The following is a 21891-nucleotide window of genomic DNA, read 5'->3' as shown; positions in this document are numbered from 1 at the left end:
AAAATTAACGCATAACTATCTTATAATAATTGTATAGTGGTAGAAAATACAATTGTATATCAAATCTTTATTATATAAATGCAAAAAAGCTTAGAGTTTTAGTTCTAAGCTTTTTTGCATTGCATAATCGCTCCCTTTAAAGAGCACTATTTTTTATCCATCCGGATTTACTCAATACATAATGATTATAAATTTGATTTTCTATCACCTGTTGACCCAAATAAGTAAACCCGCATTTTTCAATAACTTTATTTGATGGCACATTTTTAATTAAAGCAATTGCGTTAAGGACATCCACATTTGTATTTTCAAACAAATAACCGATCAAGCCTTTTGTCGCTTTCGTTGCATAACCATTATTATGATATTCACTTGAAACAGCATACATAATTTCTCTGTTCGGTGAAGGAAGCTCATCTTTCATACCTGTGCAGCAACATCCAACAAATTCATTTGTGGTTTTCTTAAATATTCCTAGTCTTAATATGTGATCATCTATGTTAGTCCTAGTTCTAACAGCATGAAGAAACGCTTTGTTTTCTGGTATATCATCATTTGTAACCCAATTAACTCTTTGTTCTATCGTTGATTTCCAGTCTGGTAAAAACTTTTCTATTTCTGGTTCATTTGATATTTTATAAATACTCTCTGCATCTTTGACCGCAAACTCTTGTAGGTATATATCACCACAATCTATTTTAAATAACTTAGTCAAGCTCTCTTCTCCCATTTTAATCCCCCTTCCTTACGTTAAAGCGCCTTAATCTGCTTCGTAAGGTCCATAAACCGTTCATCTAGTTCTTTATATTCTTTGTCTTTAGAAGTTAAAAAGCTTAATTTCCCTAATACTTCTTGTCTTTCTGTTTCTAACGTTAAACGTAACTCTTCAATTTCATCTCTTGTTTTCGTAGGTTCATCGAGCTGCTTTTGTATCGTATTGTTTAAAAACACGAGTTTTGTATTAGTTATTTTCTCCAGAAAATATCGATCGTGAGAAACGATAACAAGTGTTCCGTTATACTCAGCTAATGTATTTTCAAGCTGTTCACGTGAAGGAAGATCAAGGTGATTCGTCGGTTCATCTAAAATAAGTACATCTTTTTCATCTAAAATATAAGCCATTAGCTTACACTTTACTCGTTCACCCATACTCATATGTCGAATCGGCTCTTTCCATTGGGAAGATTCAAATCCTAAATGTTTCATTAAATTTTGGACTTTTCCTCTTTCTTCAAATGTCTCTTTATAAAATAAATCTTCTGGTGTTTTATCAAGTGGTAAATCAAATACTTCTTGTGTTAAATAGCCGATATTTGCTGAAGGTGAAATCCATACTTCTCCTTCAACAGTTTCTGTTCCCATAATCATCTTCAGTAAAGTTGTTTTCCCGCTACCATTTGGTCCAATAATCGCAACCTTCTCACCGTGCTGAATTGTAAAATTAACGTTTTCAAATAATGTTCGTCTGTTAAATTCTTTCCGCAATTGTTTTACTTCTAAGAAACGTTTTCCTACTTTTTTACTCGCTTGAATAGAAAATTCAACTGAATACTCCTCTTTCACACGTTCTACTTTCGTTTTCTCCAACTCTTTTTCAAGACGTTTTCGTTTCGATTTAACTTGCGCGTCCATTCGCTTCGCCTTTACACGATAAAATTCCTTCACTCCTTCTTGTTTTGTAGACTGCGCATGTGCCTTTTGTGACCATGAACTTAATTCTTTTATATGCGTTTCTACTTGTTCTATCTTTTTTTGTTGTTTTTCATATTCACGCTGCTGCGTCATTCTTTTCTGCTCACGTGCTTTCATATAACTCGTATAATTCCCGCTATGGTCAATTAATTTCTTATCCTCAATTGACCATATTCTAGTTGCGACAACATCTAAAAAGTATCGGTCATGCGATACGACGATAACTGTACCTTTCATATTTTTTATTTGTTTAATGAGAAATTCCGTACTCATCTCATCTAAATGATTTGTCGGTTCGTCTAATATTAATACATTAGGATTTTCAGCAAATCCTTTTGCTAATCGAACTTTTAGCTTTTCACCACCACTTAAAGTTAGAAAATCGTTCGTTGGCACGCCCCACCTTGCAAGAAGTTCCGCTTCTTTTGCAATCATATCCTTACTAACGAAAAATTCTTTTTCTTGTTCAACATATGCTGTTGTCATATTCATTTGCATCCATTCAACAGTACCTTTTGATGGTTCAATCTTCTCATTTATTAATTGAAGTAACGTTGATTTACCAGCCCCGTTTTTACCAATTAATCCGATAACATCCCCTTGTTTTACTGTCACATTCATTTTCTCTAACAAAATGTTTTCCTTTATTTCAACATAAACATCATTTAATTTTAATAGTTCTTTCATAATACCGATCCCTTTCATTAAGGGAGAATAAAAAAATCCTCCCAAATAAATTTGGCAGGATTAGTCGTTAAAATATTCATACCCAAATAAGCTATTGCACAACATAAATAGCAATACCGTTGTATGGAAATTGGGCAGACTAATCCTATTTTTTAGAAATTGAAATTTATTGAATTTCAACATTTAAAAATAAGATTAGTTAATCATCGTCCACCCATCATTCCTTTCCGTCGTTAGTAACCATATTGTACCATGATAGTACTTTATGAGTAAATGCAATTATATGTGCTATTATAAAATTTACTTTCTTCAAGGGCTATTTATCATTTCTTAACTTCAAATTGAACAAGCACAAATTACATTTGTTGTACTACTTGCTTTAGATTTCCCTAGCAAGAAACTTCTAAGCACCCCCTCTTATATAATTTTTATATAAATTTAAGATTAATTATATATTATACAGACTACATTTCAGTTCTTATAATAAAGTTATCATTTTTAAGGAGGGATTCTACAATGGAATTTAGCAAACTAGGAAACAGTGGATTAACAGTAAGCAAGATTGCATACGGGAACTGGATAAACCATGGCGGAAAAGTAAATGAAGATACTGCAAATGAATGTGTGAAAGCCGCATTAGATGTTGGAATTACAACGTTCGATACTGCAGATGTTTATTCGGACACTATTGCCGAGGAAGTACTTGGTCGCTCTTTGAAAGGAATACGCAGAGAAAGTATAGAACTTTGTACAAAAGTATGCCATCCGACCGGACCTGGAAAAAATGATCGTGGATTATCACGAAAACATATTATAGAAAATTGTAATGCATCGTTACAACGGCTACATACAGACTACATTGATGTCTATTATGCACATCGATTCGATACAACAACTCCTCTGGAAGAAACGATGTTAGCTTTTTCAGATCTTGTAAGACAAGGTAAAGTCCTTTATTTAGGTGTAAGTGAATGGACATCGGAGCAAATCACACGCGGTGCAGCACTTGCCCGAGAATTGAACATTCCTCTTATCGCTAGCCAGCCTCAATATTCGATGTTATGGCGAGTGATCGAAACAGATATAATACCTACATGTCAACGTGAAGGACTTGGTCAAGTTGTTTGGTCTCCCCTCGCACAAGGTATTCTCACTGGAAAATACCAACCAGGTAAACCAATTCCTTCCCAATCACGTGCTAATTCAGATGCGGGAAAACCGTTTTTTAACAAACTCGTACAACGTTGGATGAGTGATAATGTACTTACTACTATACAAAAACTTAATCCTATTGCACAAGAAAATCATCTCACCCTACCTCAACTTGCAGTTGCTTGGGTACTACAAAATCCAGCTGTTTCCTCTGCTATTATTGGCGCTTCCAATCCGGAGCAAATAAGAGAAAATGTAATTGCTTCTAGTATTACATTTTCACCTGAAATTATGGGTCAAATTGATAGTGTGCTACAAGGTTTCATTGAGTATGACCCAAGTAAAACAGGTTAAATCGTCAGTGACTTAACAATAAATATAGTACCTTTCCCAAATCACTACTGCCCATCCAATCAAGATGGGCCTTTACTTTTCAAATTCAAATTGTGAAGTCGTATAAATCTCTCTAACAACTGATAAGAAGTTCTCGAGCACGACAGACTTTTCATCCTGCCTCCATCCAGCGTATAAGTTTATTTCCGGTGTATGTTCCTGAATGTCTTTATATATGACTCCCGATTTTTTATAACTCTCCACCGATGATGGAACGACAGAAATCCCCATTCCTGCTGCAACTAAATTAACAATCGTCTGCATTTGAATTGCTTCTTGAACAATATTTAAACTTACTCCATGTTCCCAAAAGTAACTAATAATTAAATCATAAAAGTTAGTACCGAAATGACGAGGAAATAAAACAAATGGTTCATCTACTAGTTCTTTAATAGAAATATTAGGTAACGAAACTAATGCGTGATTTTCATATAAAACCAATTTTAAACGTTCTTTAGAACAAACTTCGGAAGACAATATTTCATTATTCTGCTTAGAACGAATAAATCCAATATGAATTTGTTTTTCATAGAGTGCTTTTATTTGCTGGTCTGTTGTCATCTCGCGTAATATAAGCTGAATTTTTGGAAACCGTTCTCGAAATGTTTTTAATATGTCTATAACAGTTTCTGTAGAATCGACAAAACCGATGATTAAATGTCCTACCTTTCCTTCATCCGCAAGCTGTGTTTCCTTAATAGTTCTATCTACTTGAAGCAGTGTTTGTCGCGCGCCTTCTAAAAATATTTTGCCAGCATCGGTAAGCTCAACTATTCTTTTTGTTCGATGAAAAAGTTGGACCCCTAATTCATCTTCTAATTTACGAATTTCTTGGCTTAAAGGAGGTTGTGCCATCATAAGACGTTCTGCTGCACGACTAAAATTTAATTCTTCTGCCACCGTTATGAAATATTTCATTTTTCGAATATCCATTACAATCCCCCTATCATTCACAACTAGTAAAAAATATCTCCTTCTAATAAATTGTAAATAAAAACAGGAAGAAACTATATCAGTCCCTTTTCGTTTCTTTTTTATCATAAATCATTTCATCAAAATACGAGAGATTTATACTAAGTTGAATTACATGTTTTGGGCAATTTCATTACTTGCATATATTATTTGATTTACCATTTGGTTGAGTAACGAGTTCTTGATATTTTATTCACCTAATTATAAAAACAAAATGTTATTCGTTACCCAACAATCTCTTATTGTTTTTCGATAAATTTTTATTGATTACCCCCCTACAATAAGCTATTATATGTTTACAGAAAATACTAATGTAAGGATTGAATTTATGGACAGGACATTAAAAATCACAAAGTTAACTATGTTTTTAAAGATTTTTCTCATCCCAATTATAGTAGGGATTATTGTTGGTATACTAACTAAATTGGGGCAAAGTATACTTCCAGGACATTGGAATTCATTAGCTAATCTAGGAAGCGTTTGGTTAGTTCCATCCTTTTTTGTGGCTAGCTTTAGTTATTCTAAGCGTACAGCTATACTTTCAGGCACCCTTGCACTACTCGGTATGATATTAGGCTACTATGGTTATGCAATAGCTATTAAAAATGTAGCTCACTCTATTTATTTTATATCTGTATGGATTGTATGTGCATTTATAGGAGGAACTATCTTTGGAATCGCAGGTTTTCTATGGAAAGATACTACAAATCCACTTCATAAATTCGGAAGCGCGCTTATTAGTGGAGTTTTTGTAACGGATGGACTTCACATTCTTTTAAATTTTGAAGACTATAGTCACATGTTACCTGTTGGATATACCGAAGTGATAGTGGGGATTATCTTGATTCTTGTGTTAGAACGCTCTAATGCTAATCGAATTTCTTCTTTCTTAATGATGGTTCCTATCACTATTTTAGGATTAATTGGATATACATTATTAAGTTTGTTTACTTAATTACAATACTGTATCATGAAAAAACAAAAGACTAATTCTATTATAATCCACAAAACATATCACGAATTCGAACATTATACTTATTAAGGTTGATACACTTATTCATAGGATGTATTCATGAAGCTATCTCTTTCAAAGGGGTGGCTTTTTTCTTACAAAAACTATTTATCAGCTTTTTATTAAATACTTCTAATTTAACAATCGTATTTATTAGCGTGTCATTATACATACTAAGATTACCTTTTACCATTTCATATAATCGCTATAAAGTGAAACTTTAATCAATGGGGTTTTTCTCCATCCCCTACTGATTATTAGTTGAACCAATTGGACTTTAATGGGCAGTTGATCCCTAACTTCTTTGCTTTTGCTGAATTTTGAGGTGTGGGTCTTACTGCCCATTAAAGCGGGATAAAATAAGTCTATAAAACTTATCTCCAAAGTTCTTTAGCCTAGATCACTTATTTACACATTAAAAAATATAATTCGTACAACGGTACCTTTACCAACTTCTGAATGGATTTCTACACTATGCCCTAATTGTTTCGTAATTTCATATACAAGATATAGCCCCATTCCAGTTGATTCTTTAAAATCTCTGCCATTTTCCCCTGTAAAGAAAGGTTTAAATACTCTAGGTAAATCTTGCTTCGGTATCCCTACGCCATAATCGATGATTTCAAGTATAACGTTGTTATCTTCCTTACAAGCTTTTACTTTAATCTTCTCTCGACTACCAGATGAATATTTAATCGCGTTCGATAGTATTTGTCCAATTAAAAATTGTAACCATTTCGCATCACTTTCTACACTAATGTCCTTATCAATTTTAAGCTCTGGATATACAAAATTTCGGATAAAGAAGCGTTTATGTTCATGTACAGAATCATTTACTATTTTATGTAGCTGTACTTTTTCCACATAAAAATCTTGTGTAAATGCCTCTAAACGTGCGACATACAGAGCCATCTCTAATCCCTTTTTCAGTCTATCTGATTCCTCATTTATACTTTCAAAACGCTGATCGACTTCATCTTGTGTAATTAATTCTATTACAGATAAAGGTGTTTTCATTTGATGTATCCATTGATTCATAAAAGTTAAATGATCATTATTTTTTCTCTCTTGTATCTGGAGCTGATTTTGATAATGGCGATATTGTACCTCAAGTAGTTCTTGAAGCGCAGTAGATAAAACTGCAAAATCTGATTTTTGAACAGATTCATCCAAAGAGTACAACGGATTTGCTAATCTTTCATAGAACGTACGATGAGTAAAGTAACGAAATACTAAATAGCCTACCATAAAAAAGACACCTAAAAACATTGCATATAATGCCGTTGCAATATGGTTATGCCCATCAAACCAATATACAAGAAATATGGCTAGTAATTGGATTGCTGTAAAACAAATAAGTGGTATATGATCACGAATAAATAATCTTATCATTTCTCCATACCAGTATCCCAAGTAATATGTAATCTATAACCGACACTACGAATTGTTTCAATCGCATCTTCAATCTGTAAAGTTTTTAACTTTTTTCGCACACGTGTTGTATTTACACTTAATGTATTATCATCAACATAGGATTCGCTATCCCACAATTTATTCAACAACACTTCTCTACCCACAACACGCGGATAATTTTTCATTAACATTTCTAATAAAATGGCTTCATTTCTCGTTATATCAATCTCTTGATTACGCAATTTCAATACAAGCCTTTCAGGATATAAACAAAGACCTTGTTGCTCAACCATCCGTTCTTCTATTTTCGGTGCATAATCTCCATAAGCACGTCTTAAATGACTACGAACTTTAGCCATTACCACTTCGTAATGGAAGGGCTTTGAAATAAAATCATCGCCACCGTTTTCAAGCGCCATAACTTGATCCATCGTGCCTTCACGAGCCGAAATAAATAATATCGGACATGTAGAAACTCCGCGAATTTGACGACACCAATAGTACCCATCAAAACTTGGTAAATTAATATCTAATAAAACTAACTCTGGTTGTTCTTCTAAAAAAATGTTTAATACATTTTGAAAATCCGATACAATAATTCCTTCATACCCGTATTTCGCGACATGTGTTGATAATAGTTCTGCAATTTTCATATCGTCTTCTACAATCATAATTTTAACCATCATTTTACTCCTTTTTTAATCCACAATCTTATATTCAATGATATAAAATAAATACTACCTGTTTTTATATCATCCGTAAATCAAAAAAGGATACTTTTATACAACAGCATCCTTCTTCTATCATTCTTATTTAAGATGAAATTTACTCAAACTAAAACCTAGCTTCTCCACATAATTCATACTTAGTTCCATTCGTGCTGTTTTCAGTGGATCTACAACTTGGCAAACTCTTAAATCGCCTGCAGCTGATAATAAAAGTGTTGCATCAGCTTTAGACATTTCTAATTCCTTATGTAAAAATGTCACCATATTACGTACAGCGCGATTCGCTGCATCATCTAACAATTTCTCTGAAGCAATCGTCATTATTTTTTCTTTTTGGATCGCCATTGGTAGTGGCCATTTCTTTCCTTTTATAATTTGAACTGTAACAGTTACCTCACCAGCAACCTCTACTCCACTAACACCAATTTCACCATCACCCATCGCCGCGTGTAAATCACCTAATGCTAATAGGGCACCAGGAACATTTACAGGTAATAATAATGTTGTCCCTTCTTTTATTTCTTTACAGTCCATATTCCCGCCGTGATCATGCGGTGTGCCACATGAAATACTCTCTTCTTTCGGCGCAGTACCAATAACACCGATCATTGGATTAATCGGGATTTGTAGTTCATTTGAAAACAAAACATGTTCATTATGTATTGGGACGATTTTCACTGTATTTTCGTTTAGATCTTCACCCATTACGCCAAGATTCGCTCCTGTAGTTAAAACACCTTGCTCTGCAATTTTAATCTTTTCAATCATTACAACTAATATATCACCAGGTTCTGCACCATTAATATATACAGGCCCAGTCGCCGGATTAATTCGGTTCCAATCTAATTCTTGAAACGCAACATCTTCAGATTCAATTTGATTTTCAAAGCAATCATATGTTTCAAATACAAGACGACTCCCAATTTCTACTTCCATACACGGCTTATTTTCTGGTGACATTGCGTAAATAATATGGTCTTTATGAATTCGATACACGTTATCTCTCCCCTTTTACATTAGTCTACAATTACTAATTAGCTTTTTTCATAAAAGCTAATTGTGAAAATTAATGAATTTACATATAGAAAAGCACTTAGCTTATTTTCATACATACACTCTTTACTATAACAGATAAAGAAAGGTGGTAGCACTATGCCCCTTATTCCATATAACGAAAGTGATGTTGATTTACTAGCTCGTTTAATTCGTGCAGAAGCTGAAGGAGAAGGTCGACAAGGTGAACAACTTGTTGGCTGCGTAGTAGTAAATCGTGTATTTTGTGATTGCTTAGATTTTAAACAGCTTCGTTCTGTACGTGACGCAGTATATCAAAGTCCCGGTGGATTTGAAGCAGTGCAATACGGATATTTTTATCAGCGTGCTCGTGATTCTGAAAAAGAAATTGCAAGAAAAGTTTTACAAGGTGAATGGCGCTGGCCAGCACGATGGGCTCTTTGGTATTTCCGTCCAGTTGGATCTTGTCCGCCTGAATGGTATAACCAGCCATTTGCGGGACAATTTAAAAGTCATTGCTTTTATGAACCACGTGGTGATGAATGTCCGAAAATGTATTCACGGTAGCAAAATTTGAAACGCAAGTACTTAGATTTCTGAGTACTTGCGTTTCTTTTAGCATTTTTAGAAATCTAATAATGCGATGAACTTTTCAATGCCTACTACATGTATTAATAACGGTATACGTGGGCCGCTAGACTGATTTATAATGAGCCTATATATAATAAGAAATAATTGTTTTTGATTTTCTTTCATTATTTTTTTATTTTCATGATGACAAATCGAATACAATTGTTCCATTAAGTTAGAGTAATCTTTGTTAGAACGAAGTATGTTGCAAACTTCTACTAGCCATTCTTTCTGTCTTTCATCTAATGTGTTATAAAACTCTGTATTTCTTTCTTGATTTACCGAAATTAGTTTTTCAGATTGAAAGCTTCTTATCCAATACTCTGCACGGTTACATATCGCTATCATATCATCTAATACATAACTCCTATCTGTTTTTTCTAATATACCTTGTAAAATAGATGAATCAAAATTTAATAATGGTAACGTTCCTGCTACTTGATTAAATTTTGGATATTCTTTAAACCTGCCATCAACTTTAGAGAGTTTAATTGCATCAAATAAATCTTCATTTTTGAGCGTTTTATTCTCATAATCATCTTTCAATCGTTCATATTCTGTATAATTGCGAATCACATCTTCATCAAGACCGATATGAAAAGCTGCGTTTGGTCTGTATTTAGCAAACATAAATAGAATCACTTCTGGTAAATACACTTTTAACAACTCGCTAGGTGTAATACTATTCCCTGATGAACTAGACATTTTTTCATGATTCCCTTTAATTCCAATGAAATCATAAGCAACGTAATGAGGAGCTTCACGATTGAATATTTCCCTCACAATTTCCTTTGATACATTATAACTACCCGTTTCTGATGAATGATCTCTTCCGCCCGGTTCAAAAATAACATCCTCTATCATCCACCTCATCGGCCAATCGATTTTCCAATTCAGTTTCATTTTATTTGTATTTAATACTGATAATTCATTTTGATTTCCACATACACATTCATACTGAACTGTTTTTAATACTTCATCAAAATGTGTAATCGTTGTTGCATCTTTCCCACATTTCTCACAATATAATGTAACTGGATAAAAGCTCTCTCGCTCTTCTTCACTACACTCTCCAGTTTTAAATCCCATTAAAATATCATATATTTCTTTTCTTTTATATAAAGCCTCTAATATATTTTTGTTATACCTTCTACTTCTATATTCAGCATGTTGATATATGAATTCCACTTCAACCCCAAATGCTTGAAGAGATTTCTCAAACTCTTTTTCAAAATGCTCTGCATACGAATTATGACAGCCATATGGATCTGGAATATCACAGTATGGCATACCAATATATTTTGCAAAAGATGGATCAATATTTTTAGGAACTTTTCTAAATCTATCATAATCATCCCATGAGAATATAAAACGAGTCTTTTTCCCTAAATCTTGTAGTGCTTTTACCACGAAATATGTCGTTATTATTTCGCGGAAGTTCCCGATATGAACAGAACCAGATGGACTTATTCCAGATGCGCAAACAAACGTTTCTTTGTTTGGGTGTTTTCTAATTAATTCATGTGCTACTTCATACGCCCAATGCATATATTACTCACCTCAATTGATTTTTTGTTTTCACATTTTCAGTTTTATGCAATAAAAAAACTCCCACCCCCAAGATTATTCATCTTGAGGACGAGAGTTGTTAGCTTCGCGGTACCACCTCAGTTTGTTAATACGTCGCCATATTAACCTCTTCAGGTACGGCAAAATATGCTTATACCCTATCTCTATAACGAGAGAACCCGTCGCACCATCCCTAAACAAATTAGTTCCTTGCGCAGCTCCAAGTCTTTTTTCATTAAGATGTATACTGCTCTTTCTCAGCTACCAGAGCTCTCTGTACGTATTCTTTCTTAACTACTCTTCTCTTCCATGCCATTTTAAATATTAGTTTTTTCATATGATAATTTATAATACTTTTATTGTCAAACTTTTCCGGACAAAAAAGTTATCTAAATAAATGCTTTATTGCTTCTAATTGAATTTTATGACTACATTCATCACAACAATATGTCCCTTTCGGTTTCTCTTTAAATCGCTTATATTTTTCGCTTCCTTCGTATACACGGAATATATTTTTACAAGAAAAGCAAACAATTTCATAAAACATCATATGCAGTTTCCTCTCCATGTTTATACATTTTTTTAATCGCTTAAGATAGTCAGTTTTCTACAGTAAAACCTTAATATCCTCTTACTAAAAGGTTTACCTTCATTCTTATCGAATTATATAAATATCTTATAAGTTGAGGTGAACATCTTGATCAGTAATATAGAATTGGTTTTAGAAGCTAAAGCTAGTTTAGCTGAAGGAACATGTTGGAATAAAACTATTAGAGTTGAAACTATATGAACCGTATCGATCACATAAGAAACGAAGAAAAGAAATATCATGACCTTTGCTATGAACAATACAAACTATTTGAAACTGGCTCTTGGCTTTACAAACCGGTTAAAACAGTTATGGACTTGATGAATTACTTTGAAGGACAAAATAACTTGCAAGTACTTGATCTCGGCTCTGGCGTTGGAAGAAATAGTATTCCAATTGCACAAAAAATAAAAAATGCTAATGGTACTGTTACATGTGTGGACTTACTGGATTCTGCGTTAACAAAATTACAAACTTATAGTAAAGAACATGATGTATTTGAAGTTATAAAAACAGAACAAGCGGCAATTGAAAATTACTACATCCAACCTGATACCTATGATTATATCGTTGCAGTATCAAGTTTAGAGCATGTTCAATCAGAAGAAGATTTAACAAACATGCTCCATTCTATGAAAAAAGGTACAAAGACTGGTGGTATCAATTGTTTAATTATTAGCTCGAACATACAAGAAATTGACTTACATACGAAAGAAGAATTAGATGCTTTAATTGAAATTAACCTTCCTACTGAAGATATGATATATCTATTAAAAAGCATTTATAAGGAATGGCAAGAAATAAAAGTTGAAATAAAAGAATTAGCTTATAATATAGTCCGAAATGACAGACACATTCAATTAAAAACAAATGCCATTACTTTTGTCGTTCAAAAATAATCGTATAATAAAGATGTGACTCTTGCCCTTAGAATCATTTTTTGTACTAGATTTGTATCATTAAATATTCATTAAACCGAAATACAAAAACCATGCTTCAATATCAATTAGAAGCATGGTTTTTAATAGAAATTACACAAAACTACTTAACTATTTAATGAATTCATTAACTGGAAGAAATATTCAGGTTCATGTGTCTTATTTAATTCATACCATGAATGTAGTATATCTGGCGCAAATACATCTAATTTTTTCAGTACCTCCACTGCAAATTCCAAAGGAGCTACTCCAGATGCAGTAATAAGATTTTCACCAGACGCTACAGGTCCCATTACATATAAATTTTCCCCTTTATATGTAGGACAAACCATTTTCATATAATCTAAACTATTACTTGTATGCTTTCTAGAATTTAAGTATCCGTAATTTGCAAGGCCTATTGTTGCACCACAAATTGCAGCCACAATAGTACCAATCTTTAAAACTTCTTCAACTTTTTGCAATATGGGTTTATGTATGTTTTCAGTCCAAGTATTTCCTCCAGGTAAAATCAATAAATCATTACTCTCAAGTACACATTCATCTAGGGAAATATCTGGCTTTACGTTCAAGCCTCCCATTGAAATAACCATTTCTTTATTTATTCCAACTGTAACTACTTTAAAAGGTGCTAAACCCTTTCTAAAATATCTACCTGTATTAAGTTCAGCAATTAAATGTCCGTATTCCCAATCGGACATCGTATGAAATACATATAAATAAGCTTTTCTAGTTTGCATTCAATAACACTCCATTCACAACTTAATCTAATCTAGTCTTTTCTAAAAGATAATCTATTTATTATTTATAATTGCTTGTCGAGCTTTTTCTTTATCATCAAAATGAATAGTCAAATCCTTTAAAATTTGATATGTTTCATGCCCTTTCCCTGCAATCAAAACAATATCATTAGAAGATGCCATGTTTATTGCATGTTTTATGGCAAGTTCACGATCTACTTCTACTTTATAATTCAAATTATTATTCTGTGAAAATCCTTTTTCAATATCTTTCATTATTGACTGCGGGTCTTCCGAACGTGGATTATCAGAAGTAATATAAACAAAATCGCTATAACTTCCAGCAATTTCACCCATTATAGGTCGTTTTTTTTCATCTCTATCCCCACCGCAGCCGAAAACAGTAATGATTTTACCTTTTGAAAACTCGCTAATTGTAGTAAGGACATTTTCTAACGCATCGGGCGTATGAGCATAGTCCACTATTACAAGGAAATCTTGGTTTTCGTCTATAATTTCCATTCTACCTTCAATGCTCTTTAAATCAGATAAGCTGTCACTAATATTTGTAAGCGGAATACCTTCAACCAATGCAGCTGTTATTGCTGCTAATGCATTATAAACATTAAAGCGGCCTACGAGATTTAGATTAACTTTTATTTCTCCATTAAAGGCAGAAACTAAAAACTGTATTCCTTTTGAACTTAAAGTAATATCCTTCGCTTGAACATCTGCTTCATTATGTATTCCATATGTGATACCTTCAGCTGAAGTAATTTTTTTAAAGTATTCTACCGATGGATCGTCTGCATTCAAAATAGCAATTTTTTTATCTGTAGTAGAAAAATCATTTCCCAATCTTGAAAAAAGAAGACCTTTTACATGTTTATATTCCTCAAATGTACCATGATAATCCAAATGATCTTGCGTTAAATTTGTGAAAACCGCAGTTTTAAAGTTACATCCTTTAACTCTTTCCATATGTAAACCTTGTGACGTAACTTCCATAACGCAATAATCTGTATTATGATTTTTCATCGTTTGCAAATTCCGCTGAAGTATCGGTGGTTCTTGCGTATTAATATCAGTAGATACCATTTCGAACCAATTTTGACTCCGTTATTCCCCATAAGCCCTGTTTGAAATCCATAATCAGTTAAAATTTTTTCAAGTAAATAGGAAGTAGTTGTTTTACCATTTGTTCCTGTAATTCCAATTAGCTTCATTTTATTAGATGGGTAACCATAGAAATGTGACGCAATAACTGCCATAGCATACCTAGCATCTTTAACAATTATTTTAGGTATTTCAATAGTTATATCTCTTTCTACAATTAACGCCACAGCGCCATTTTTCACTGCATTTTCAACAAATTGATGTCGATCTTCAAGAAAACCATCGATACCTGATACACATATAAATAAATTTCCACTAGTTATTTTTCTAGAATCCATTTCTAATCCCGTAATTTCTACATTCATATCTCCAATGGTTTCTTTAATCAAAAACAAATCCGCCAGCTCTTTTAGTTTCAAATCCCTCGCCCCCTTTATACATCCTCCTATTAATTTTACCATTTTATTAAAAGTTTATGGTTTTAAATTCCATATTAGTTGAACGAAATATAATCTTCTTTAATAAACAAAAAATAAAAGAGCACTTGTTTCCGCAAGTGCTCTTTTTGGGGATTTTGAGATGCCCTATTAACGAAAGTTAAGGTTACTTAAAGTTAATAGGTATTTATATTATATGCTTGTCCTTTTTAATTGTGCATAATCAATATATAAACATCTTTAATAATATTTAATAACTTTTATTTATAGTTCTTTCTTACATTGGAGCATTAAAAAATTGATTGAAGGTTTATTTTCCATGATCTTATTTGGCTCATCAATTTCTGAAACTTGTACTAGTCCATATTTATTAAAATCTTGTTTTATAGATTCAGAATCATAGAAGAACATTTTTACGCCTTCCATTACTTCATAATAGTCTTTATCCAACTGTTTTCCTTTTCCGTACATTGGAGCTTTTTTAGAAACAGTTGTGAAAACCATATATCCACCTGGTTTTAATTGATTATAACAATCTTTAATAAATTTCTCTCTTTCCTGCTCATTTAACAAATGAAGAAGTGCATGACTAAATATCCCATCATAAAGTTTATTATCAAAAGGCATTTCGTTTACCGAATCGTGATACATACGAACATCTTCTAGTCCGTTTTGTTTTGCTAAATCGATGGCTGTTTTTGAAATTTCAATACCTGTTACATTTATACCATTTTCGATAAACACCTTTGCGTTTCTACCGTATCCAATACCTGGAACTAATATATCTTTAACGCTCTTTTCCAGAAAAAAATCTTTTGTCAAAATTGCAGATTCTGTAGGTTCAAATCCCCACATCGTTTGTTTCTCAATAAAACTTGATTCCCAAAATTCCATTATGTTTCTATCTCCTTATTTTCATCTCATTTTTAGTATCACATAAAAGGCCTATATAATACGGCTCCCTGTGCCAATTTAATTTTTACGATTCTAATACAAGATAGTATGTGTATTGTTAATATACAGTTGTTCTTTCTTCTATTCAAAACATTTACCATAGTCACTATAGCTCCATTGAATATAGCATAATAATAGGCCTATATCTATTTTAAAGATTGGTGTAAAACCCACTCTTTTTTATTAACCCTTATGTTTTTGTAGAAAAACAAAAAAGCCAATACTTCCGTTGTAGTATTAGCTTTTCTCAAGAGAAATTATCTTTTTATATTGTATTGATCTAATATTTTTTCTAACATTTCTAAAGTTATCGGTTGAGCTTTCTCTATTAATTGATAACCAATACGCCCATTCGGTTCAGCTGTAACTTGCTGCAAACTCTTTAAATCATGAATTCCTTTTTCTCTTAATTGCATATACAGTTGTTGTTCCGACATTTTTGCTTTCATCAAATTCTCTTTTACAATTTCTCCGTTTTCAACAATTACAATGCTACTGCCATTTAGGAATTGCTCCACCTTCTTTGATTTCAATTCAAAAAAATGAATGATAAGAAGTATGCTTGCAAATATTACAGCTGCAAATATAGATGGGACTACTTTCCTACTTAATACAGGCTCTACAATAATACGTCCAATGGAAACTACTATAATTATTTCAGCTCTCGTCATTTGGCTAACAGAATTACTACCTGTCATTTTTAATGCAATCATTCCAGTAAGAATTAAAATAATACTTTCCCAAATTATATTCATAATTGCCCAATCCTTTAATGGTGAATGTTACTAGCATTCCCATTTCATATAGCATTCTAAATGCATTTTAATTAAACTTTTTTGTAAAAATCAAACTTACATATACTGAAAAACAATCTATTTTGATCAATCTTTTTTCAATAAGGGTTTGATGATCCATCTTCCATTGTCAAAAAAATAAAAAGCACCCACATGGATGCATAGATTAAACTTATTCATTATTACTCTCTCCACTTTTATCATCAACTGATTTGGAGTCTAACATGCTGCCTATATCAGGCGGTAATGCTAACTCTATACCAGCTACTGGTTGATTATCTTCATTAAACCATTGTTTCTTAAATTTACTCAATTCTTCATTTTTCTTATTTTCATCCATATTACCCCGCCTTTTATGTACATGATATTAAACACTTTACTTAATATGTACATTGAGAAAGATAATATACTATTTGTACATAATGAAAGAGCAAGAATCCTTCTCTGTTTACGCAACCCGTTGTACCCAATAAAAATCCCCGTACATGCTACTCCTCGTTTTGTTATCATATTAGTGACGAAATATATGTGAGCTACGTGACTAGTACGTGGTCATTTTATTCATATGAGACAAATACTTTTAAAGGAGTAATTATCCGCTCACTTAATTCCTCAAAACATTTTTCAAGAGCAGTATAATGAATTTCATGTTGAAAAATCTCTTCTATCCATGGCGTCTGTTCTATTTGATTAAAAAACCAATCTGCATGTTTTTGATAATCATATCCGTCACTTGAACCAATGATTTGCAATTCTTTTCGATAAAAGTCGGCGATTAATGTTAAGTTTTCTATATTACCATCAGAAAGAATACATATAGCCCCATTACTTTTAATAACCTTTTGCAATGTGTGAAACCCTCTATTTGTAGCAGAACATTCCAAACCGTAATTATACGTATCTATAAGTTTCTCTTCCGAATCAAAGAGGTTTTTCGCACCAAACTTCTTTGCAAATTCTCTTCTATTTTTATTAGGCTCAACAACATCCACATGCTCAACACCTACATAGTATTTTAAAAAATAACAAGCGAGTAAACCGATAACTCCCATTCCAGTAATGAGTACTTTTTCATCCCGTCGCGGGTCTAGCTTCAATACCCCTTTAGCAACATCACACGAAAGAATAGATAATAAAGCAACTTTAGATTTTATATAACTAGGCACTCGAATTACTTTATCCCCTTTAACTATTCCTACCGTTTCATGCCCATAAAAAGAAACTACTTTATCACCTACGTTTAAATTTGTTACTTTATTACCAACTTGAATAACTTCACCATAACTTTCATATCCAGTTTTTCTTGGATACATAGGATTTGTATCTGTAACATCAGATTCTTTATACTGCGGTAACTCTGCTCCAATACTTATTGCACCTGCAATTGTTTTAATAATAATTTCCTCATCCTGTATAGACTTAATTTTACATGTTTCCCACTTAAGACGTTTTGATCCTACTAAAACTAATTTATTTTGTTCCATTTATAACCCTCACATTATATAAAAATATATTCTCACTAAATTTCAAACAATGTATAATAGATTCATCTAAAATTCAAGCTATAATGTTGGCTAGCAACCAACAGTGATAATATGATAATTGAATTTGATGGATATAGAATAAATGAGTATGTTATTGGCCGTAACTGTTCTCTAAACGAATTAAGAAGAATGTATTTACATGTAAAAAATGAAGAGATATCTAATGAAGATCTTCTAAGCTTATTTTGTGTACAGTACCATTATGAAAAACCCCCAAAATTACTACAAGAAGACGTCATGAGCGATGTTGTCATTGATTTAGATACGGACTATATTTATATCCCTAATAGATAACAGGAAACTAGATTGAATGAATAGAAATTACGATTCACCTAAGTGTTTAATAAAATAAGTAATTGTCCAAATTACTGTCGCAAATTGAGTGACAAAATACATTGTCCATTCAAAACCAGTCAAATTTCTCTCTCGTCTTACTTTTTTAAAATATCTGTAAAATATAAATGTACTTAAAAACATTAGTAACAACGATAGTTGCTGTAAATCATCGACTAAACGTACTGCCATAGACTCGATCACCCTCCTATTCAAAATAAATGCTACACTTTAAAGTTATCATTTATTGGTAATTTATTTCCATTTAAATTACTTATGTCCTAAATAAAAAGAGCACTCAGCTATTGAGTGCTCTAAAAAATATTAATTCTACACATTTTCCTTGTAATGATTTCATATAATTTCTATTACTTTTTATTACTCAGTTCTATCACTTCCGGTATATGATTACTATCATATTTCCTCGTATAGGTTTCACCATCTGGAGTAACTAATTGTAATACAATCTCACCACAAACTCCATTTAGTATTTCAAATTCGCCTTGTGTATTTGAAATACTGCGTTCCTTACTTTCGATTGAATCTTCATAAATTTTCACATTAGATATAGGTTCGTTATTTTGATTTACGATAATACCTCTTGAATACTTACCAACCGCAATGCATTGGTCATCTTTTTTATAATATTTAGTCACAACTATAGCTCCAATTATTATAGCGATACACACAAACAAGAGAATTATTTTGCGTCTCACAACAAACCCCCTTATTCATTTTTTTCTTTTTTAAATTGAAAGGTTATACGTTCCACTTGTTTGATTTCCTCAATTACTTTACGAATTCCTTCTTCAATCCTATCTTCCTTCACATTCGATACGTTTAACTTTAATAGTCTATCTTTCGGAAAACCTCTCAAATAATTTTTATCAATCGCATCAATACTTATTTGCATTTCATTTAATCTATGGAAAAACATTTCGGAAATACTCGTTTTGTATAATTTTAAACAAGTGTGGATTCCAATTGTATTTTGCTTTTTATATGTGAATAAAAGCGGGTTTTCACTATGAGTTATTTCTAATGTTTCTGCTAGTTTTTTAGATCTATCGTGATAGGAAGATTTAATTTTATTTTTATGACGTTCAAACATGCCACTCTTTATATAAATTTCTAAAGCAGCTTGGGATATCATCGGGCTATCGATATCTAAAATCTTTTTATATGTATGGAAAGCATTCGCTATTACCGGTGGGATTACTGCTATGCCCACTCGTAAACCTGGAAAAATAATCTTTGAATAACTTTTCAAATATATGACATGATTCCCATTATCCAAGCTATATAACGGATCTGCTTTTGAATCCATTTCTAAATCTGCTAAATAATCATCTTCAACTATATATACATTATATTTCTTAGCCAATAACACAATTTTTTCTTTCTCATCTTTAGAATAAGAAGTTCCGAGCGGATGATGATATCTTGGTATTGTATAAAAGAATTTTATTTTACCTGTTCGAAAAATGCGTTCCAATTCATTTAAGTCAATACCTTCATTCGTACGTTTAATACCAATTACAGGAATTTTGTTTATTTCTAGATATTCAATATATAGATGATATGTTGGTTGTTCAATTAATATCGTTTCATTTTCATTTGGAAATGGTATAGAAGTTAATATTGCTAGCGCCTGCTGTACACCTGACGTTATAAAAATATTTTCTTCTTTAGTGAAGACTTGATAGTTTACCAGTTGTTGTTGAATAACCGGAATTAAAGACGGTAAACCTTTTGGCGTACCATATACGAACAAGTCATTTTTATATGTATCAATGGCTTTATTTATACAATGTTGAAAATCTACATATGGAAAAACATCTGGATCTGGTGCTGAGGAAGCAAAATCAATTATCTCTTCATTTTCTACAACCTCCCCTGATTTTCGAACAACGTAGTATCCACTTTGAGGGACGGAATAAATAATATGACGCTTTTCTAATTCATGTAGCGCTCGTATTACTGTCGCCTTATTGCATTCATATTTCGTAACGAGTGTCCGAATAGACGGTAGTTTCTTTCCTTCTTTTATCTCCCCATTTTGAATCATACTTTCTAAGTCGTTAAAAACATGTAAATACTTATACATCATTACCACCTCAACATTTAATTTGTACCGGTACAGTTTGTGATTATTCACATTGTAGCACTAGATCATAAAGATTACTATGTACGTATACTGGCCAGTAAGAAATCAATTACTATGAGGTGAAATTATGAAACTTACAACAAAGGCATATTTATCAGCTTTACTCTATTCATTTATTATTGGATTCTCCTTTATGTTTGTGAAATTAGCATTAACTGTTACAAGCCCACTTGATACCCTTGCTCATCGTTTTACAATTGCTTTCATAGCAGCAAGCATTCCCATTGTTTTCGGTTTCGTAAAGTTAAATATGTCATTCAAAAATATACTTCCCCTTTTACCACTTGCAATATTTTATCCAGCACTATTTTTTGCTTTCCAAGCATTTGGCTTAGTGTATACAAGTTCATCCGAAGCTGGAATTATACAAGCGGCTATTCCTATATTTACGATGATGTTAGCTTCCTATTTTTTAAAAGAGTATACAAATACATGGCAAAAAATATCTGTACTCATTTCTGTTATCGGTGTCATTTATATATTTATCATGAATGGTATAAGGACTCATGAAACTAGTTTCATAGGTGTTATTCTTATTTTGCTATCGGCATTATCATCTGCTTTCTATAATGTGTTAGCTCGAAAAATGACGAAGAAATTCAAACTAATGGATTTAACTTACACAATGACAGTAATCGGCTTTATTAGCTTTAATTTAATCGCAATCGCCAGCCATATAAGCAAAGGTACTATAACGGCATACTTTAAACCGTTTACGAATGGAACATTTCTTATCTCCATCTTATATTTAGGGTTACTATCTTCCTTGCTGACGGCATTGCTATTAAATTATTCCTTATCATACATTGAAGCCGCTAAAATAAGTGTTTTTAGTAACTTATCTACACTTATTACAATTATCGCAGGCGTTATTTTTTTACACGAGCAAATTTCTTATTTTCATATCATTGGTACAATAATGATTATTTTTGGTGTAATAGGCACAAATTTTTTGGGTAAAAAAGGAATTACAGTGAAAAAGAAGAATATCTCCATGAATAAATAAAAAGTGAGGGA

The 21891-nt window shown here is 32.3% G+C and carries 22 protein-coding genes, 1 pseudogene and 1 other annotated feature; of the genes and pseudogenes, 6 read left to right on the top strand and 17 right to left on the bottom strand.

Going from position 1 to position 21891, the window contains the following annotated elements; all coding sequences use genetic code 11:
• Positions 1-136 precede the first annotated feature (136 nt).
• Together NHG49_RS13410 and abc-f are read right to left on the bottom strand one after the other, a co-directional pair.
• Positions 137-730: a GNAT family N-acetyltransferase gene (locus NHG49_RS13410; RefSeq protein ID WP_064475340.1), complete on the bottom strand. Its 594-nt coding sequence runs from the start codon at positions 728-730 to the stop codon at positions 137-139.
• A gap of 20 nt (positions 731-750) precedes the next feature.
• A complete protein-coding gene (abc-f, locus tag NHG49_RS13405) occupies positions 751-2379 on the bottom strand; it encodes a ribosomal protection-like ABC-F family protein (RefSeq protein WP_242288744.1) in 1629 nt (542 codons plus the stop codon).
• A 516-nt stretch (positions 2380-2895) separates the two neighbouring features.
• Between abc-f and NHG49_RS13400 the strand changes: the two genes are divergently transcribed.
• Positions 2896-3885: an aldo/keto reductase family protein gene (locus NHG49_RS13400; protein ID WP_258126116.1), complete on the top strand. Its 990-nt coding sequence runs from the start codon at positions 2896-2898 to the stop codon at positions 3883-3885.
• Positions 3886-3957: 72 nt separating this feature from the next.
• Here NHG49_RS13400 and NHG49_RS13395 read toward each other — a convergent pair whose 3' ends face one another.
• On the bottom strand, positions 3958-4857 hold the full coding sequence (locus tag NHG49_RS13395) for a LysR family transcriptional regulator (protein WP_098111715.1): 900 nt from the start codon (positions 4855-4857) through the stop codon (positions 3958-3960).
• 367 nt (positions 4858-5224) lie between these two features.
• On the opposite strand from NHG49_RS13395, the gene NHG49_RS13390 reads away from it, so the two are divergent.
• Positions 5225-5851, top strand: coding sequence for a DUF6518 family protein (locus NHG49_RS13390; protein WP_098111716.1), 627 nt, complete (start codon positions 5225-5227; stop codon positions 5849-5851).
• Positions 5852-6316: 465 nt separating this feature from the next.
• On the opposite strand, the gene NHG49_RS13385 is transcribed toward NHG49_RS13390, so the two are convergent.
• The 3 genes from NHG49_RS13385 to NHG49_RS13375 all read right to left on the bottom strand — a co-directional run bounded on the left by NHG49_RS13385 (position 6317) and on the right by NHG49_RS13375 (position 9045).
• The gene (locus NHG49_RS13385; RefSeq protein WP_064475336.1) at positions 6317-7300 is read right to left on the bottom strand and encodes a sensor histidine kinase; all 984 of its coding nucleotides are present in this window, start codon (positions 7298-7300) and stop codon (positions 6317-6319) included.
• A complete protein-coding gene (locus NHG49_RS13380; RefSeq protein WP_088046637.1) occupies positions 7297-8004 on the bottom strand; it encodes a response regulator transcription factor in 708 nt (235 codons plus the stop codon). Before NHG49_RS13380 ends, NHG49_RS13385 begins: the two co-directional genes overlap by 4 nt.
• Before the next feature lie 126 nt (positions 8005-8130).
• A complete protein-coding gene (locus tag NHG49_RS13375) occupies positions 8131-9045 on the bottom strand; it encodes an acetamidase/formamidase family protein (protein WP_098111717.1) in 915 nt (304 codons plus the stop codon).
• 156 nt (positions 9046-9201) lie between these two features.
• Between NHG49_RS13375 and NHG49_RS13370 the strand changes: the two genes are divergently transcribed.
• Complete coding sequence (locus tag NHG49_RS13370; protein ID WP_064475333.1) at positions 9202-9630, top strand: cell wall hydrolase; 429 nt, start codon at positions 9202-9204, stop codon at positions 9628-9630.
• A 57-nt stretch (positions 9631-9687) separates the two neighbouring features.
• On the opposite strand, the gene lysS is transcribed toward NHG49_RS13370, so the two are convergent.
• A complete protein-coding gene (gene lysS / locus NHG49_RS13365) occupies positions 9688-11241 on the bottom strand; it encodes a lysine--tRNA ligase (protein ID WP_149173631.1) in 1554 nt (517 codons plus the stop codon).
• An 83-nt stretch (positions 11242-11324) separates the two neighbouring features.
• Positions 11325-11581, bottom strand: a binding site (T-box leader).
• Positions 11582-11647: 66 nt separating this feature from the next.
• The gene (locus NHG49_RS13360; RefSeq protein ID WP_064505453.1) at positions 11648-11812 is read right to left on the bottom strand and encodes a DUF2197 domain-containing protein; all 165 of its coding nucleotides are present in this window, start codon (positions 11810-11812) and stop codon (positions 11648-11650) included.
• Positions 11813-12048: 236 nt separating this feature from the next.
• On the opposite strand from NHG49_RS13360, the gene NHG49_RS13355 reads away from it, so the two are divergent.
• The gene (locus tag NHG49_RS13355) at positions 12049-12750 is read left to right on the top strand and encodes a class I SAM-dependent methyltransferase (protein WP_258126105.1); all 702 of its coding nucleotides are present in this window, start codon (positions 12049-12051) and stop codon (positions 12748-12750) included.
• A gap of 146 nt (positions 12751-12896) precedes the next feature.
• Here the strand turns inward: NHG49_RS13355 and NHG49_RS13350 are convergent, their stop codons facing one another.
• The 6 genes and pseudogenes from NHG49_RS13350 to NHG49_RS13325 form a co-directional block, all read right to left on the bottom strand.
• Positions 12897-13529: a type 1 glutamine amidotransferase family protein gene (locus NHG49_RS13350; RefSeq protein WP_258126104.1), complete on the bottom strand. Its 633-nt coding sequence runs from the start codon at positions 13527-13529 to the stop codon at positions 12897-12899.
• 54 nt (positions 13530-13583) lie between these two features.
• Positions 13584-15064, bottom strand: a pseudogene (locus NHG49_RS13345) (UDP-N-acetylmuramoyl-L-alanyl-D-glutamate--2,6-diaminopimelate ligase).
• 282 nt (positions 15065-15346) lie between these two features.
• Positions 15347-15976 (bottom strand): class I SAM-dependent methyltransferase, encoded by a 630-nt coding sequence (locus NHG49_RS13340; protein ID WP_064475328.1) that lies wholly within the window; start codon positions 15974-15976, stop codon positions 15347-15349.
• Positions 15977-16293: 317 nt separating this feature from the next.
• Positions 16294-16791 carry a DUF421 domain-containing protein gene (locus NHG49_RS13335; protein WP_064475327.1) on the bottom strand — a complete coding sequence of 166 codons (498 nt, stop codon included), beginning with the start codon at positions 16789-16791 and terminating at the stop codon, positions 16294-16296.
• A gap of 211 nt (positions 16792-17002) precedes the next feature.
• On the bottom strand, positions 17003-17170 hold the full coding sequence (locus NHG49_RS13330) for a hypothetical protein (RefSeq protein WP_048560991.1): 168 nt from the start codon (positions 17168-17170) through the stop codon (positions 17003-17005).
• Between the two features lie 217 nt (positions 17171-17387).
• A complete protein-coding gene (locus NHG49_RS13325) occupies positions 17388-18314 on the bottom strand; it encodes a zinc-dependent alcohol dehydrogenase (RefSeq protein WP_064475326.1) in 927 nt (308 codons plus the stop codon).
• Between the two features lie 111 nt (positions 18315-18425).
• On the opposite strand from NHG49_RS13325, the gene NHG49_RS13320 reads away from it, so the two are divergent.
• A complete protein-coding gene (locus NHG49_RS13320; RefSeq protein ID WP_081257247.1) occupies positions 18426-18668 on the top strand; it encodes a hypothetical protein in 243 nt (80 codons plus the stop codon).
• A gap of 27 nt (positions 18669-18695) precedes the next feature.
• Here NHG49_RS13320 and NHG49_RS13315 read toward each other — a convergent pair whose 3' ends face one another.
• The 3 genes from NHG49_RS13315 to NHG49_RS13305 all read right to left on the bottom strand — a co-directional run bounded on the left by NHG49_RS13315 (position 18696) and on the right by NHG49_RS13305 (position 20814).
• A complete protein-coding gene (locus tag NHG49_RS13315) occupies positions 18696-18899 on the bottom strand; it encodes a hypothetical protein (protein WP_258126848.1) in 204 nt (67 codons plus the stop codon).
• 176 nt (positions 18900-19075) lie between these two features.
• Entirely contained in the window at positions 19076-19423 is a 348-nt protein-coding gene (locus NHG49_RS13310) for a hypothetical protein (protein WP_064475324.1), read from the bottom strand.
• A gap of 11 nt (positions 19424-19434) precedes the next feature.
• Positions 19435-20814 carry an aminotransferase-like domain-containing protein gene (locus NHG49_RS13305; protein ID WP_064475323.1) on the bottom strand — a complete coding sequence of 460 codons (1380 nt, stop codon included), beginning with the start codon at positions 20812-20814 and terminating at the stop codon, positions 19435-19437.
• A gap of 127 nt (positions 20815-20941) precedes the next feature.
• Between NHG49_RS13305 and NHG49_RS13300 the strand changes: the two genes are divergently transcribed.
• On the top strand, positions 20942-21880 hold the full coding sequence (locus tag NHG49_RS13300; protein ID WP_064475322.1) for a DMT family transporter: 939 nt from the start codon (positions 20942-20944) through the stop codon (positions 21878-21880).
• Positions 21881-21891 lie beyond the last annotated feature (11 nt).

It is taken from the genome of Bacillus sp. IBL03825 (assembly GCF_024712505.1).
In the GTDB taxonomy this organism is placed as follows: Bacteria; Bacillota; Bacilli; order Bacillales; family Bacillaceae_G; genus Bacillus_A; species Bacillus_A wiedmannii.
This window is presented reverse-complemented; position numbering and strand designations above follow the sequence as displayed.